Source organism: Lysobacter terrae (genome assembly GCF_054782215.1).
The window spans coordinates 321338-336084 of record NZ_BAAGSX010000001.1 but is presented as its reverse complement, the minus strand read 5'-3'; the positions used below and the strand labels follow the sequence as shown (position 1 = coordinate 336084).

Sequence of the window (14747 nt, the reverse complement as noted above, 5' to 3'; positions counted from 1 at the left end):
CATGCGCATCTCTTACCTTCCCCAATGGCTGCTAGCAGCCGCCATCCTCCCGGCCTGCGTATCGCAAAGCGCGCAGGCCCAGGAAGCAGACGCCTGCGGCAATGGCAACGTGCCCAGGCCTCCGGTCGTCAATCTGCGCGTCGACAACGACATCTTCGGCGGACAGGACCAGGGCTACAGCAACGGCCTGCAGCTGACACTGGTCTCGCCCAACCTTCGCGACTACGCCACCGATCCCTGCATTCCCCGCCTGGCGCAGTGGATCAATAGCCATCTCTCCGCACTGCAACCCAAGGGGTTCGAACAGCGGAACATGATCGGCACCTTCGCCCAAGGCATCTTCACCCCGACCGACAACGAACGCCGCGATCTGATCGGAGACGACCGCCCGTATGCGGCCGTGCTTCTGTTCGGCGTCGGCTACAACGCGCGCAACGAGGATCGCTTGCATACCACGCAGCTGCAGGTTGGCATCCTGGGGCCGGCGGCAATGGGCGAGCAGGTACAGAATGGCGTGCATGGAATGCTTGGCATCGACAAGTTCCGCGGCTGGGACAACCAGCTGAAGAACGAGCCCGTGTTCCGCATCGTCCACGAACGCATGCGGCGATTCGCACCCGAAGCGCATGACAGCGGCTGGGGCTGGGACGCCATCTCTCACTACGGCGGCAGCTTCGGCAACCTCACCACGTACGCTAATGCTGGTGGCGAAATTCGCTTCGGCCGTAACCTGCCCGACGACTTCGGCAGCACGCCCCTGCGTCCGGCCGGCGAGAACACCGCGCCGATCCGCGAGTCACGGAACAGCTATCCGCAGGGCGCGCACCTGTTCGTGCACTTCGACGCGCGCCTGGTCGCCCGTGACATCTCCTTGGACGGCAACACCTTCCGCGACAGCCACAGCGTCGACAAGCGCGAAGCGGTCGCGAACTTCGGCTACGGCTTCGCGTGGATGCTGAATCGATGGAAATTCGCGGTGGCCCGCTACCACAGCACGCGCGAGTTCGAAGGTCAGAAGGAGTCGCCGGTCTTCGGCAGCTTCACCATCAGCAAGGCCCTCTAAGGGTCGTACTGCTGAACCCCATACAGAGGCAGGCAACCATGACGCGAGTGCGCTCCACCCAGGCAGGATGGTTCCTCCTCCTGCTACTGATGGCCGTCTCAAGCGGCTGCGCCTTCATGCCTGCCGTGGGCGTCAAGACCGTAACGCCTAGCCAGTACATCATTGCCAAGCGCGGTGACATCCTCACGACCCGCCGACTCAGCGAAGCCACGGTCGAAACCGTCCGTGTCGCGGGCCTAAACGACGGGCCCTGCGCCGAGCCGTCCCCTGCCTGTATCCAAGCGCTGGGCAAGGTGAACGGCCTCTCGAACGAGCGCCGGCTGCTTGCTCTCTCCGAGCTGTGGCTGCAGCGGGCGATGTCCTTGCAGAACCACGCGCGGGCAGAACCAGACGACGTTCGGCTTGAAGCCTGGCTGGAAGTCGCGCGGCACGCGTACGCCTATCTGTTCTTCAGCGAGCGCACACCGGGAGAGCGCGCTTTCGAAGACCGCCAGACCCAGGCCCGCGACTACTACAACCTCGCCGTGCAGGAAGCCACTGTCGCCATCTTCGGCAAACAGGTTCGTGGGAAGGCGGATTTCGACCGCCTCGGCGTGATGCATCTTTCCCGCTGGACGGTCCGCGCCGACCTGTCGGGTCTGCGCCGGTCGGACACGCCCGAGGTACCGCAGGAACTGGTACCAGCAGACTCACTATCTTTTGCCGGCGTGCGCAGCGTGTACCGGCGCGACGGCTTTGGCGCCGAATTGGTGACCATGCTCGATGATCCCGCAAAAGAAGTAATGCGCGAGGAGCGCAGCAAGCCGGGCCTGCGCCCGCGGCGACCCGCCCCCGTGTGGAGCCAGATGCCGTCGCCGACCGTCACTGTACTGATCCGCTTTTCCGGCGAGACCTTGGCGGAGGTGATGAACACATCCGAGCTTGTCGTCGCTGCCTACGATCCCTTCCAGGTTGCGCGGGCGGACGTGCATGAGCAGGATGTCCCGCTGGCGGCGAACTTCACCGCAGGCTACGGCCTGTGGCTGGCGCATTCCGACTTCTCGCGGCAATCGATCCGCTCGTTGCTAGGCAGCCGACTCGGCATCGACCGTCCGCACCTCTACCTCATGCAGCCCTACGATCCGAACAAGCGGATCCTGTTGATGGTGCACGGGCTGGCGAGCAGCCCCGAGGCATGGGTGAACGTCGCCAACGAACTCATGGGCGACGAAGAGTTGCGGCAGCAGTTTCAGATTTGGCAGTTCTACTACCCCACCAACATGCCGATCGCGCTGAACCATGAAGCGATCCGGCAAACGCTGGATGACGCCATGCGGCACTTCGATCCGAGCGGTGGGAATCGAGCCTCGCGGGGAATGGTGATTGTGGGGCACAGCATGGGCGGCATCATCGCCCGCCTCATGGTGTCCTCGTCGGGAGACGCCCTGTGGGACCACCTGGTCGCCGAGAAGATTCACGACAAAACGCGCCTGGAACGTATCCGCCAGAAGGTGGCACCCATGCTTCGGTTCGATCCATTGCCGCAGGTGGAGCGAGTAGTGTTCATTGCTACCCCCCACCGTGGCACCGACCTGGCAGGCAGCCACCTGGGGCGATGGATCGGCCGCATGGTGCGTGTGCCGCTGGCAACACTGCAAAGGTTCGCCGACGTCCTGCCGGATCTAACTTCCAGCACCGATGGCGTCCGCCGGCCCACGTCGATCCCGACGAGCATCGAGAATCTCGACAAGTCGGATCCGTTCGTACAGGCCGCGGCCGATCTTCCGATTTCGACGCGCGTGCATTACCACTCAATCATCGCCCAGCGTCGGCCGGGGGTGCCGTTGGAAGCATCCGACGACGGCCTGGTGCCTTACTGGAGCTCCCACCTCGAGGGCGCAGTTTCGGAGGAGGTCGTCCATGCGGGCCATAGCGTCCAGGAAACCCCGCAAGCGGTGATGGAACTGAAGCGCATCCTGCATCTGGACATTCGCGAGAACGCCATCGATGGCGCAGCGGCGGCCCTGTAGATGTCTGCGGATCTGATCATGTTCATTCAATCGTTGCAGCACTACTGGAGCGGCAGTTTTCTCGCCGCCAATGGCTTTATCGGCTTGAATCTGCTTGGCGCGCTGCTGCTGGGCATGCTTGTGGGCTACGAGCGTTCCTATCAGGGCCGAGCGGCAGGCATGCGCACCTATGGTTTGGTTTGCATGGCGTCGACTGCCCTAACCGTTTTCGTAGGCTTTGCGTCGCAGTGGTACGGAGGCCACGGGACTCAAGCCATCGTCGATCCGACGCGAGTCGTCCAAGGCATCGTCACCGGCATCGGCTTTCTCGGCGCCGGTGTGATCGTGAGAGATGGCCTGAGCATCCGTGGCCTGACCACGGCAGCTTCGATCTGGGCTGTGTCCGCTGTAGGCGTGCTGCTCGGAGTCGGTCTCTACGCCGCCGCACTGTTCTTTGCGCTGCTGTGCGCACTTTCAATGTCGCTGCTACATCGCCTTGAAATGCGACTGCCAGGACGTGCCACTCTCGACGTTACGGTGAGCTTCCGCCCGGGCTTCAAGCCCGACTTCCAGGAGGTGGAACAAATTGCCACAGCACGTGGCTACCGCGTCCTGCGCGACAGCGTGACGATCACGTTCGCCGACAACCAGCCCGTATGGCGGTTCTGCGCCGTCGCGTTGGAACGTTCCCGCGCTCTATCTCCGGCAATGCTTGCCGATGAGCTCTCGGTGTCCGATGGCATAGCCAAATTCAGCATCACACCGGTTCGAAACTGAACCCGGCCGCCGGGGTCCGCTAGTTACACGCGCCGCCGCCTGAGAGCAAAATGCGTTCAACACATCCGCAAGAGACAACGGTCATGGCTGGCGCGGCGGCGGGCTCCGGGTCCCTGCGCGTCCGGTTCGACGAGTTCGAGCTGGATGAAGCTAACGCGCAGCTGTTGCAGGCCGGCAGTCCAATAGCGCTGGCTCCGACGCCATTCGAGCTACTGTGCGCACTCGCACGGCAGCCCGGCACCCTCCTGACCAAGCACGCCCTGCTCGACGCAGTCTGGGGGCATCGCTTCGTCAGCGATTCGGTCCTAAAAGGCGCGATCAGCGACATCCGGATCGCGCTAGGCGACGATCCTCGTCAGCCGCGCTTCATCGAGACAGTGCCGCGGCGCGGCTACCGCTTCGTGGCGCAGAAGCTCGACGCCCAGCCTGCGCCTTCTCCTGGCGGACGAGTCGAGGACGGTCAGCGTGTACTCGTTCATTCATTCCGGGACGCGGCACAGTCAGGCGAGTTCGTCGGCCGCGCGGCCGAGCTGACGGTGCTGCAGCGAGCCTGGCAGCAGGCGAGCCAAGGTCGTCGGATGGTGGCTTGGGTGGCTGGCGAGCCCGGCATCGGCAAGACCGTCCTGATCGAGCATTTCGTCGCCGGCCTTGGTGACATCGCCTACGCACACGGAAATTGCGTGCAGAGCTTCAGCGCGGGTGAGCCGTACCACGCCGTACTCGAGGCACTGGCAGAACTTGGCCGGCACGACGACACGGTCGCACCATTGTTGCGCGCCGTCGCGCCGACCTGGCTGCTGCAGCTGCCCTGGCTCACCACGGCGGAAGTCCGCGACGCGTTGCTGCGTGAGCTGGTTGGTGTCCATCCCGAGCGCATGTTGCGCGAGATGGGCGAGTTCCTCGACCGCTACACGGAGCATCGCCCGCTGCTTCTCGTCACCGAGGATCTGCACTGGGCCGATCGCGCGACAACGCAACTCATCGACTACATCGCGCGTCGCCGCGGTCCTGCCCGGCTCATGTGGCTATCGAGCTTCCGACTGACCGAGGTGATCGCGCTCGACCACCCGCTCGGCGCGCTGCGCAACGAGCTCCGTTTGAACGGACTGTGCGAGGAGATCGTGCTCGATTCGTTCACCGAGCGCGAGATCGCGGCCTACCTAGCCGGGCGCGCTCCGGAAATGGCGCAAGACGAAGACTTCGTGCGTGCGCTGCACGACCGCACCGAGGGCGTACCGTTGTTCGTCGCGTCGGTGGCTGGCGACGTAAGGTCGCGCATCCTCACCGGCTGCACCGCGACGGAGGCGCTCACCAACATTCCGGTGTCGCAAGGGCTGTCGACACTGATCGATCACTATTTTGGGCGCCTCGATGCAAGCCGCCGCGCGCTTCTGTCCGCGGCAGCGGTTTGCGGCACGCAGTTCCGTGTAGAAACACTCGCATGCGCCCTCGACCGCGACGTGCTTGAAGTAGCCGATACCTGCGACGCGCTGGCGCGCGAACAGCTCTGGCTCGTTACGGCGCAAGAGTCGCTTCCGGCCGATGCGCTTAACGTGCACTACCGATTCCGGCACGCGCTGTACCGCCAGGCGTTGATCGACCGCACGGCACCGGCGGCGCGGATCGAGTTGCACCGTCGGATCGGGATCGCGCTCGAACGAGAGCGTGCGGATGGCGGTCCGATCGCGGCATCCGAGCTCGCGGTCCATTTCGACCAGGGACGCGCGCCGTCATCGGCGCTGGGGTATTACGCCGAAGCTGCGCAGGCAGCACTGCAGCAACTGCGTCCGGCGGAATGCCTGGCACTCACTGAACGCGCGCTCGGATTGATCGATCAGACTGCCGCTGGCCCGGAGCGGGCCGCGCACGAACTCACATTGGGCACGTTGCGTGGTGTGGCGGCCTTCCATTCGCTTGGTGCGGGTGACGTTGCGCGCGACGCATTCTCACGCGCCGCGGCGTGTCTGGACCAGACGCCCGAACATCCGATGCGTGGCCTGCTGCTGCACGGGCTGGGCGTCCTGCTCAACCTGCGCGCCGAATATGACCAGGCGCTGCTGACGGCCGCCCGAGCCGAGGCGCTTGGCGAGGTAAAAGGCGACACACTGCTGGTGGTGGCGATGGGAACAGTGCAAGGCTTTGCACACGTGATGCAGGGCCGGCACGAGGCGGCGCGGCGCGCACTCGAGCGCACCCTGCCCGCACTAATCTCGCTCGCCGATGCCTCGGAGACACGGATGTACGGCTTCATCGCCGATCCCCAGGTCACGGCGCGCGCAATGCTGAGCCTTCCGCTGGTGCACTTGGGCCTCGTGCGCCAGGCGCGCGCACAACTGGACGCGGCGTACGCGCGTGCTCGCAGTCTCGGCCAGCCGATGGCGGTGATGATCGCGATCTGGTTCGACGCGCTGCACGAGACTCGGCTCGGCAATACAGGCCGAGTGGCTGCGCTCGCGGCGGAGATGCGGGCAGTTGTCGATGAGTATTCCCTGGCGCAGGGTCGCACGGCGTGCCGGTGGTTCCAGGGTTGGGCCGAGGCCCGCCTGGGACAGCCGCGTGAAGGCTTCCGCCGCATTCGGGACGCTTGCGACGAGAACATGTCGCTGGGAATGCTCGCCGGCGCTACCGAGACACTGACCTATGCGGCCGACGCCCTCATCGCAGCGGGCGACTTCGACGCGGCGCAGATGCAGCTCGACGAGGCACTCATGCTGGCGGATCGGCATGACGAGCGGATCTGTCTGCCGCAACTGCGGTTGAGCGAGGCGAACATCGCTCGACATAGGAGCAATCCGCGCCGAGCCGATAGCGCGATACGTGCCGCCATTGAGGAGGCACGTGCGCAGGGCGCGTCATGGTCGGAGCTGCTTGCACTGGTCGACCTCGTCGAGCACGCCAAGCCCGCCGCGGACGACTTCGCCGCGCTGGCTTCGCTGGTCGCACGGCTCGATGAATCGCAAGACACCCCCCTGGCCATTCGCGCGCGGGCGCTGCTCTCGGAACATCGACCAACGTAGCCCTGACCGAAGTTCCACCGATCCGCGACCACGTGCAGGTGACGGCTGCCTAGGATGGCCCGCAAGTCATCATCTTCGGTCATGCCATGATTCTGAAATCCGATTCCAAATACCCCTCCAGACGCGCCTACGTCGTCAAGGTCCGTAGCGATGCCACGCCCGGCGCGCTGCGTGGCCGCGTGGAGAACCTCCTTACCTGCAGGCACCATGACTTCGCGTCGGCGCAGGAGCTCGTCGAACTACTCGAGGCGGACCTGCAGGCGTACGGCCCGCCCCTTGCTGCGCCCTAGACCTGGAATCGCACGAGCCGACGCCGATGTGCTCACTGTCTTTTAGCGCTGCGCCTGGGCGCAGACCCACGCGCCTGAACGCACGGATGCCACGGCGCTGGTTGGCCACGAAAAGGTGACCGAGCGCCGACGCTTCGCTGACCACTCTTCGGGGCCTGCTCTCTATGCTCGGTCCCAGCAGAAGTGGAAACAGATTGCGACCATGAACCTCCTCGCCACCGCGCCCGATATGCAAGCCGATCTATCTCCGGCTGCCCGTGCGGTGCTGCTGACAGGCTCGGCCGGCTTCCTGTTCGCAAACTTCACCGCCCAGCTCCTGAGTGCCCACTATGGCGCGCATACCGGAGCGGACCTGTCTGCTACCTGGCACTCGTGGGCCACGGCCGCCTTCACGCTGGCCAGCTTTGTCGGAGTGATCTCCGCGCAGCCGCTCGAGCAACGATTGGGGATGCGCCGATACTTCGTGGGAGGCGCACTGCTCCTCGCGTGTTTTGGCTTGCTGCAAGCGCTCATGCCGTCCCAACCGGCGCTGCTTGCCATGCGCTCGTTCGAGGGCCTGGCCAGCGGCAGCTTTGGCCCAAGGGCGCTGCTGGCGGCCTTCATGTTCTACCGCGCCGGACGGCTGCCCATGGCGACGGCCCTCGCCGTGTTCTTTCTATTCGTCGCGGGCGTCATCGGATTCGTGATGTTCGGAGCGTCCGAGTCAGTGCTGGGTAGTCGCGGCCTGTTTCTCGTCCAGTTCGCGGTGGGTTTGCTGATGGCATTGGCGGGAGTGCGCTGGCTCCCGAGCATCAAGCGCATGGTGTCGCGGGCGCCTATTTGTTCCGTGGCGTCTGCGTCGATCCAGCGCTCCTTCAGCTCGTCGCGGCGCCGTCGCCGCGGGTATCGACACGGCGCTTGCCCAGCGCTGCGCTCGCGTGCGCCGTAGTGCCCGGCACTGTCGACCGCATCCCATCCCTATCTCCGCAGGAGCACCCAAGCAGTCCCTGCTTCCCAACGCAGCGCGAGCTGCGTTCGTTAGTACTCCTCACGCCAAACCGCACCACTGAAGGAACCTCCCTTTCCATGAATCTCCTGCATCTCGATTCCAGCATCCTCGGCCCGCAGTCCGTGAGTCGCTCCATGTCCGCCCGCGTGGTCGACCAGTTACGCCAGAAGGTGCCTGGCCTTCGCGTGACGTATCGGGACCTGGCAGCAGCGCCGATTCCTCAACTGTCCGGCCCGTACGTCGCGGTCACTCGCGGCGGTGGGACCGAACCACCAGACGAGGCGTTGAGCGAGGATCTGGCCCTGGGCGATACCGTCATGGAGGAATTTCTTGCCGCCGACATCGTGGTCATTGGCGTGGCGTTCTACAACTTTTCCATTTCCAGCCAGCTCAAGGCTTGGGTCGACCGCATCGCCATCGCCGGGAAGACCTTCCGCTATACGGAGTCCGGCCAACTGCAGGGTTTGGCTGGCAACAAACGCGTCATCTTGGCCATCGCACGCGGAGGCTTTTACGGCTATGCGTCACCGACGCGGTCGATGGAGCATGCGGAAACCTACCTGCGTAGTGCGTTCTCGTTCATTGGCGTGACCAACCTTGACGTCATCGAAGCAGATGGGCTAAAGACAAGCGCCGAACAACGGCAGATAGCGATCGCCCAGGCCGAACAGCGAATCGCGCAGACCGTCGCGGCGTTGGCATCCTGAGTGGGCTCGACCATGACCGCCAGCGGCTATTCGGGCCAGGCGCAATGGACGAGGGCCGCACGGTCATCGAGCTTCGTGACCTTCGTCCTACTCATGGTCGCAGGACTGTTCCCGCTGTTTTCCTGGTTCGCTGGTGGATCTTCGGCACCGTCGCAACCAGCGTCGATCGTCACCCGGTCGACGCTGATGCAGCCGGCACCAGCGTCGGTCGCCAGATCGGCACGCCACCGACACGAATGCATGCCATGAAGTAGTCGACGCCCTCGAGGGCATCGACACTGCGCTCGCCGCCAAGTCCACCGTTCTGGGGACGCGATTGGTTTATGGAACCTGACGTCGAGCGGCCGACTCGCGAGCAAGCGGTGCGGCCTTCTGTACGTAATCGCCTCGCCGCCATCCAACCGCTGCTTCCGCCAATGCCGCCGCCGAATCGAGATCGAGCTTGCGCTTGATGCTCTCGCGATGCGTCTCGATTGTTTTTACGCTCACACCCAGTTCGCGGGCGATCTGCTGAGTGCCCCGTCCATGTCCGATGCGTTGGAATATCTGGTACTCACGATCAGATAGGCCCAGCATGGGCAGCTTTACCGAATTTCGTAAGGGGCAGCTGCCGCAATAGCCTTGCCCCAGACGCGAGGCGCCACAAGCGCCAATCATGTGCAGTGCTGAGCGTATATGCCACAGGGGCGACTGTTCGCGCACGAAGCCGCAAGCGCGGCGCTCGCCACATGCCGACTCAGTGCCTATGTGATGACGCGCCGACAGCAATAGTACGCGCGGGCCGCCATCCATCAAATCGATCCCCTTGGCGCCGGCGTAGCCGTGCACATCGGTCACCAGTTCGTGGTCCAGCAACAGCACGTCCGGCTGATGGTGGACGAGTGCCTTTACGACACCCGGCCCATCGTTCGCGCTAGCGATGTGCACTACTTGCGGAACCTGCGGCAGCAACGACAACAAGCCAGCCCCTAGCAGTTCACTCCGCGCCGCAATCATCAACGTGGCTGGCTGTCCATCGTCCCCCGCATCCTTGCCAGGCCGGTTCTTGGAGCTCATAAGGTCTTGCGACATAAGTTGGTTTCGACCATATGGCGAGTTTGGCGAGCCAGCGCTGCGCTGCGCATCAGGGGTTCCCGGATACGCAACGGATGAAGCTTGGTGTCACGATGAAATCGTCGTGGCGTCCATGCCACATGGATATACGTCGTTGCACCGACGCGCACGATGTGGGGAGTATGGGGCCGCGTGTTCGATCTGCAATTGTTCAGCGTCCACCGACAGGGGAAACCGGTGGTGCGGCATACATCGTTGTCGGTGCAGAGTCCCGGCTTGCTCTTCATCGTCGGTTCCGGCGGTGCGGGCAAGTCGTCGTTGCTGGCTGCACTTGCGGGTGGCGACCGGGAAAACATCCTCCACATGGGCACCGCCCACCTAGATGGCGAAGAGCTGGGTGCTGCAGGCACGTGTGTCATCCAGGGAGCAGCTCGCGCGTAATCCGATGCGCCGATCCGCCCGGCGAAGGCCAGACGGCGCTTCGGTGCTTATCGTTTCGTGGTCGCGCCCGGGAAGCTCGCGAACATCCGGTCGATCGCTGCCTGCGTCTTGGCGGCCGCCTTGTAGCTGGTCTTCGGGAGCGCCCCCGACGCGGTGCCACGCCAGACGGCGCGCTTGGTCCTGGCGTCGAGGATATCCAGCACCAGCGTGCCCACCGTGTAGCTGCGAACGCTGGCCGAGCCACGGCCCGGAGGGCCCCAGCCGCCCCAGCCGCCGGAATTGAACGTGTCGATTGAAAGCTGTTCGCGCGTGATCACATGGGCGGTGATGACTGCATCCGCTGTAGCCGCCGGAGCGGGCGTCCAACCCATCGCGCCGAGCTTGCCATCGATGGATGTGGTAATGCGCTGCTGCATCAGGGGATCACCAAACTCTGGCGTCGCGGCCCACGTGTAGGTGCGATATAGACCGAACTGCGCTGCGGGATCGAAATCGGTCTGCACGTCAGGCGTGCTTGCGCACGCGGCCAGCATCATCGCGACGGTGGCCGCGAAAGCAAGGCGTTTCATGCTGTTTCCTTTGCGTCGGTAAATTGGAAGCGGCGCGGCTTCGGGAAAGGGATTCGGTGCGGTGCGGCCCGAGAAACCACACCGCCCGGCCAGGTTCATCGGCGTCGACTAAGAGCCGGTAGACGATGAGGCCTGCGTGGCCGTCGCGCGGTTGGACGTCCAGTCCGTCGTTGACGAGGTGGTGCCTTCACCAGGCGCCCTGAGGCCCGCTGCGCGCGCGCAGGCCTCGGCCTTGCGTAGAAGGCGATCGACTTCGGCCGGATCCGGCGGCGTGCTGCCGGGCTTCGGCAAGAGGCTCGACAGCCCGGCGGGCGAGAACTCCGTCGACGGGAGCGCGGGCAGCGTGCAGTTGTCCTGTTGCGTCGTCGCCTCGGTTTCCTGCTTCGAGGCGTCGGTGCCAGCCGCGGAGGTGCCGGAGCCGGCAGCCAGCAGGGGGACTGAGGCGAGCAGGGCAACCGCGAGCACGGTGACACCGGAGGGGATCTGCATGGGTAGTTCCTTCTGGAGCGAGGGAGAGAGGCGGCCGCGACGCAGCGGACAGAAAGCCAGCGGGAGGGGGAGAGAACCGCCGGGGGAAGCGACGGCACTGGCTGTGGATCTGCCCGCCGGTCGCGGACCGCAGGCATAGCTTCCTCGCGCGCGTCCTACGGATCACCTACGTATTCGTGAAGTGACTCGGCGATGACGGCCTAGCTACTCGAATGGGCCAAACGTGGCGAGCGATTTACAGAAGGCGCGTATCCACAGCGCAACTCAGGAAATTCACGGCTTTGAAGCGTCGTTGTCATGGAAATGTGATTGCGGCGCTGGGATCTGTCATGACTTGTTCAAGCCGCTCGCCGATGCGGCGCCCAGGGTTGGAGCGGGGAGTTGGCAGGGGGCGGGTACGCCTGAGGGCCATTCCCATTCCTTCAACCGAGAAACCACCAATGTCTGCAAAGCTGCCGTCCGGACTGCCACGTCATCTGCTCACCGCTGCGCTCCTTTCTACCCTCGCCTCGCCCGCCTATGCCGGGCTCAACTGCCAACTCGTCGACGACACCGGCGCCCCGATCGCGGTCGACAGCACCGCCCCGGGCGCGGAAGCGCTGGCCTGCGGGCCGAAGGCCAAGGCCGAAGGCGACGGCGCGACCGCCATCGGCGACGAAACCACTGCCACCGGCGCGAACACGACCGCCATCGGTTCCTGGATCGACCTGGACGGCGATGGCCTCGTTGATCCGGACGAGATCACCTGGGCCGTCGGCGACAACTCCACCGCCGTCGGCGCCGCGGCGCAGGCTATCGGCAATTCGAGCGTGGCCATCGGCGTGCACTCGGTGGCCGGCATCGACAACAGTGTGGCACTGGGCAACCAGTCGCAGACGCAGGCGGTAACGACCACGACCGTCGAGACCACCGTGCAGGGCGATCCTGATAATACGGTCACGAGCACAACAAGCACTGCGTCGGGGACGGGTACCGGCAGCGTGGCGATCGGCGACCAGGCGCGTGCCAACGGCGACAACAACATCGCCATGGGCACAGGTGCTACCACCGAGCTGGTGGAAACGACCCTCGACATGAGCACCACCGGTGGCGTGAGCACGCTGGTGTCGACGACCTCGGTCTCGCCGGCGCACGACGCGATCGCCATCGGCACCTACGCGCGCGCCAATGGCGACGGTGCGGTCGTGATCGGCAACGGTGCATTGGCGGAAGGACAGGTCGTCGAGCTGTTGAGCGGCTTCGGCAACAAGTATCCGTACTACCACGTCGCGCCAGCCACCAACGCGACAGTCATCGGCAACTACGCCATCGCCCAAGGCAACAACGATGTCGTGATTGGCGCCGGTGCCATGACGATGGGCGACATCGTGCTGCAGCAGGTCGATCCCAACACCGGGGTGCCGCTTACGGATCCCGTCACCGGTGAGTGGCTGTACCGGCCGGTGTTCAAGGATCACAACTCCACCGTCATCGGCACCGAAGCGGCCGCGGTGCGCGGCTGGGGTACCGCCCTGGGTTATCGCGCGGCTGCCTACGGCTACCAGAGCAATGCGCTGGGCAGCTTCAGCTTCGCCGTGGGCCAACAATCGACCGCGGTCGGCGGCTTTCTCGATTGGGCCGCCGCTTTCGGCAATCCGCCGCGGTCGGGACCCGTCGGCTACAGCCCTTATGGCCGTGCCGTCGCGCTCGGTATCGGTTCGCAGACGTTCGGCAGCGGCGCCTACACCTGGGGCAACTACGACACCGCGGTGGGGCCCGGCGCCCAGACCAGCGACAAAATGTTTTCCGATCCCAACTACGGCGGCAACAGCCTCGACGTGACCGTGATTAACGGCTCGGTCGCGGTCGGCTTCATGGCCAACGCCCATGGTCATTCGAGCGTCGCCATGGGTGTGAAGAGCATTGCGGCAATGGAGTACGCGGTCGCGATCGGCAATGAGAGCTATGCCGGCGCCTGGGCGACCGCCGTGGGCAATCAAAGCTCGGCGGACGGCAAATACAGCGTCGCGATCGGCGATAACGCCATCGGCGCGTGGCACGAGACCGTTGCGATCGGCCATGGCGCCATCGCCGGCATCGGCGGCGACGACGCCACCATGCAGGCCATCGCTGTAGGGACCAACGCAACCGCTACTGGCGGCAAGTCGCTTGCCATCGGCAACGAGGCGCAGGCAACGGCCGAGTCCACCTCCGCATACGGCGATGGCAGCCAGGCGATGGGCGAATTCTCATCGGCGTTCGGTGCGTATTCGTACGCCGCAGGTGGCTACAGCACCGCGGTGGGCACGAACGCCTTCGCGCTGGGCCTGAACAGCGCCGCGTTCGGATACAACAGCTACGCGGAAGGCAACAACAGCCTCGCACTGGGCGCCGGTGCAATGGTCAACAGCGACAATAGCGTGGCTCTCGGCGCGTACTCCTCCGCGACCGGCGCGACGCTGGGTGACGCCGCCTACTTGACCGGTGGCACCGCGACCGGCGAGGTGAACATCGGCACCGCGGGCAACGAGCGTCGCATCACCGGCGTGAGCGCTGGCTCGGCCGACACCGATGCGGTGAACGTGGCGCAGCTGAAAGTCGTGGACGCCCGCGTCGGCACGATCGAAGGCAACGTAGGTGCGCTGGACGGCCGCGTCACCTCGGTGGAGACCAGCCTCACCCAGGTCGACAACCGTGTCAGCAACGTCGAAGGCGATGTCGCCAGCCTGCAGACCGATGTCAGCTCCCTGCAGGGCAACGTGAACCAGTTGGACGGGCGCATGACCGCTGTCGAAGGCAAGTTCGCTTCGATCGACAATGCCGTGGCGTATGACAGCAGCGCTAAGAGCCAGGTCACCCTCAACAAGGGCGGCAACTCCGTGAAGCTGAGCAACGTGGCAGCAGGCACCGCGGCGACTGACGCCGCCAATGTCGGGCAGATGCAGGCCGGAGACGCCCAAACGCTCGCCGCCGCCAACACCTACACCGACACCACCGCCACGCAGACCCTCACCCGTGCCAACAATTACACGGACAGCCGCATGCAGGCGTTCGACACGCAGTTCGCACAGCTCAGCGATGACGTTTGGAACCGCCTGGGCGAGCAGGACGAGCGTATCGATCGCGAGGGCGCGATGAACGCCGCAATGATGAACATGGCGATCAACGCCGCCGGCGGCCGCACCCCGCGTGGCCGCGTCGCGGTCGGCGCCGGTTGGCAGAACGGCGAGAGTGCGCTGTCGGTGGGCTACTCCAAGCAGATCGGCGAGCGCGCGTCCTTCAGTCTGGGCGGTGCTTTCAGCAGCGACGACACCTCGGCTGGCATCGGCTTCGGCTTCGATCTCTAAAACAAGTCGATGGCGGCCGCCACCGCCGCGGCTCTAACG

13 protein-coding genes are annotated in these 14747 nt (G+C 64.9%); 10 read left to right on the top strand and 3 right to left on the bottom strand.

What is annotated here, in order from left to right; genetic code table 11:
* Position 1: 1 nt before the first annotated feature.
* The 8 genes from ACYVJ8_RS01675 (at position 2) to ACYVJ8_RS01640 (ending at position 9084) form a co-directional block, all read left to right on the top strand.
* The gene (locus ACYVJ8_RS01675) at positions 2 to 1063 is read left to right on the top strand and encodes a lipid A deacylase LpxR family protein (RefSeq protein ID WP_460709159.1); all 1062 of its coding nucleotides are present in this window, start codon (positions 2 to 4) and stop codon (positions 1061 to 1063) included.
* A 38-nt stretch (positions 1064 to 1101) separates the two neighbouring features.
* Positions 1102 to 3072, top strand: a complete 1971-nt coding sequence (locus ACYVJ8_RS01670) for an esterase/lipase family protein (RefSeq protein ID WP_460709158.1) — start codon at positions 1102 to 1104, stop codon at positions 3070 to 3072.
* An 18-nt stretch (positions 3073 to 3090) separates the two neighbouring features.
* Positions 3091 to 3828: an MgtC/SapB family protein gene (locus ACYVJ8_RS01665; protein ID WP_460709157.1), complete on the top strand. Its 738-nt coding sequence runs from the start codon at positions 3091 to 3093 to the stop codon at positions 3826 to 3828.
* A gap of 50 nt (positions 3829 to 3878) precedes the next feature.
* Positions 3879 to 6845 (top strand): AAA family ATPase, encoded by a 2967-nt coding sequence (locus tag ACYVJ8_RS01660; protein WP_460709156.1) that lies wholly within the window; start codon positions 3879 to 3881, stop codon positions 6843 to 6845.
* A gap of 86 nt (positions 6846 to 6931) precedes the next feature.
* A complete protein-coding gene (locus ACYVJ8_RS01655) occupies positions 6932 to 7135 on the top strand; it encodes a hypothetical protein (RefSeq protein ID WP_460709155.1) in 204 nt (67 codons plus the stop codon).
* A 202-nt stretch (positions 7136 to 7337) separates the two neighbouring features.
* Entirely contained in the window at positions 7338 to 8063 is a 726-nt protein-coding gene (locus tag ACYVJ8_RS01650; RefSeq protein WP_460709154.1) for an MFS transporter, read from the top strand.
* 137 nt (positions 8064 to 8200) lie between these two features.
* Positions 8201 to 8830 (top strand): FMN-dependent NADH-azoreductase, encoded by a 630-nt coding sequence (locus tag ACYVJ8_RS01645; RefSeq protein WP_460709153.1) that lies wholly within the window; start codon positions 8201 to 8203, stop codon positions 8828 to 8830.
* Between the two features lie 44 nt (positions 8831 to 8874).
* Complete coding sequence (locus tag ACYVJ8_RS01640; RefSeq protein ID WP_460709152.1) at positions 8875 to 9084, top strand: hypothetical protein; 210 nt, start codon at positions 8875 to 8877, stop codon at positions 9082 to 9084.
* A gap of 67 nt (positions 9085 to 9151) precedes the next feature.
* Here the strand turns inward: ACYVJ8_RS01640 and ACYVJ8_RS01635 are convergent, their stop codons facing one another.
* Positions 9152 to 9886, bottom strand: a complete 735-nt coding sequence (locus ACYVJ8_RS01635) for a response regulator transcription factor (RefSeq protein WP_460709151.1) — start codon at positions 9884 to 9886, stop codon at positions 9152 to 9154.
* A gap of 189 nt (positions 9887 to 10075) precedes the next feature.
* Between ACYVJ8_RS01635 and ACYVJ8_RS01630 the strand changes: the two genes are divergently transcribed.
* Positions 10076 to 10324 carry an ATP-binding cassette domain-containing protein gene (locus ACYVJ8_RS01630; RefSeq protein WP_460709150.1) on the top strand — a complete coding sequence of 83 codons (249 nt, stop codon included), beginning with the start codon at positions 10076 to 10078 and terminating at the stop codon, positions 10322 to 10324.
* A 47-nt stretch (positions 10325 to 10371) separates the two neighbouring features.
* Here the strand turns inward: ACYVJ8_RS01630 and ACYVJ8_RS01625 are convergent, their stop codons facing one another.
* The gene (locus ACYVJ8_RS01625; protein ID WP_460709148.1) at positions 10372 to 10893 is read right to left on the bottom strand and encodes a DUF4136 domain-containing protein; all 522 of its coding nucleotides are present in this window, start codon (positions 10891 to 10893) and stop codon (positions 10372 to 10374) included.
* Positions 10894 to 11001: 108 nt separating this feature from the next.
* Positions 11002 to 11382 (bottom strand): hypothetical protein, encoded by a 381-nt coding sequence (locus tag ACYVJ8_RS01620; protein ID WP_460709146.1) that lies wholly within the window; start codon positions 11380 to 11382, stop codon positions 11002 to 11004.
* Positions 11383 to 11822: 440 nt separating this feature from the next.
* Between ACYVJ8_RS01620 and ACYVJ8_RS01615 the strand changes: the two genes are divergently transcribed.
* Entirely contained in the window at positions 11823 to 14708 is a 2886-nt protein-coding gene (locus ACYVJ8_RS01615; protein ID WP_460709144.1) for a YadA-like family protein, read from the top strand.
* The last annotated feature ends 39 nt before the right edge of the window (positions 14709 to 14747 follow it).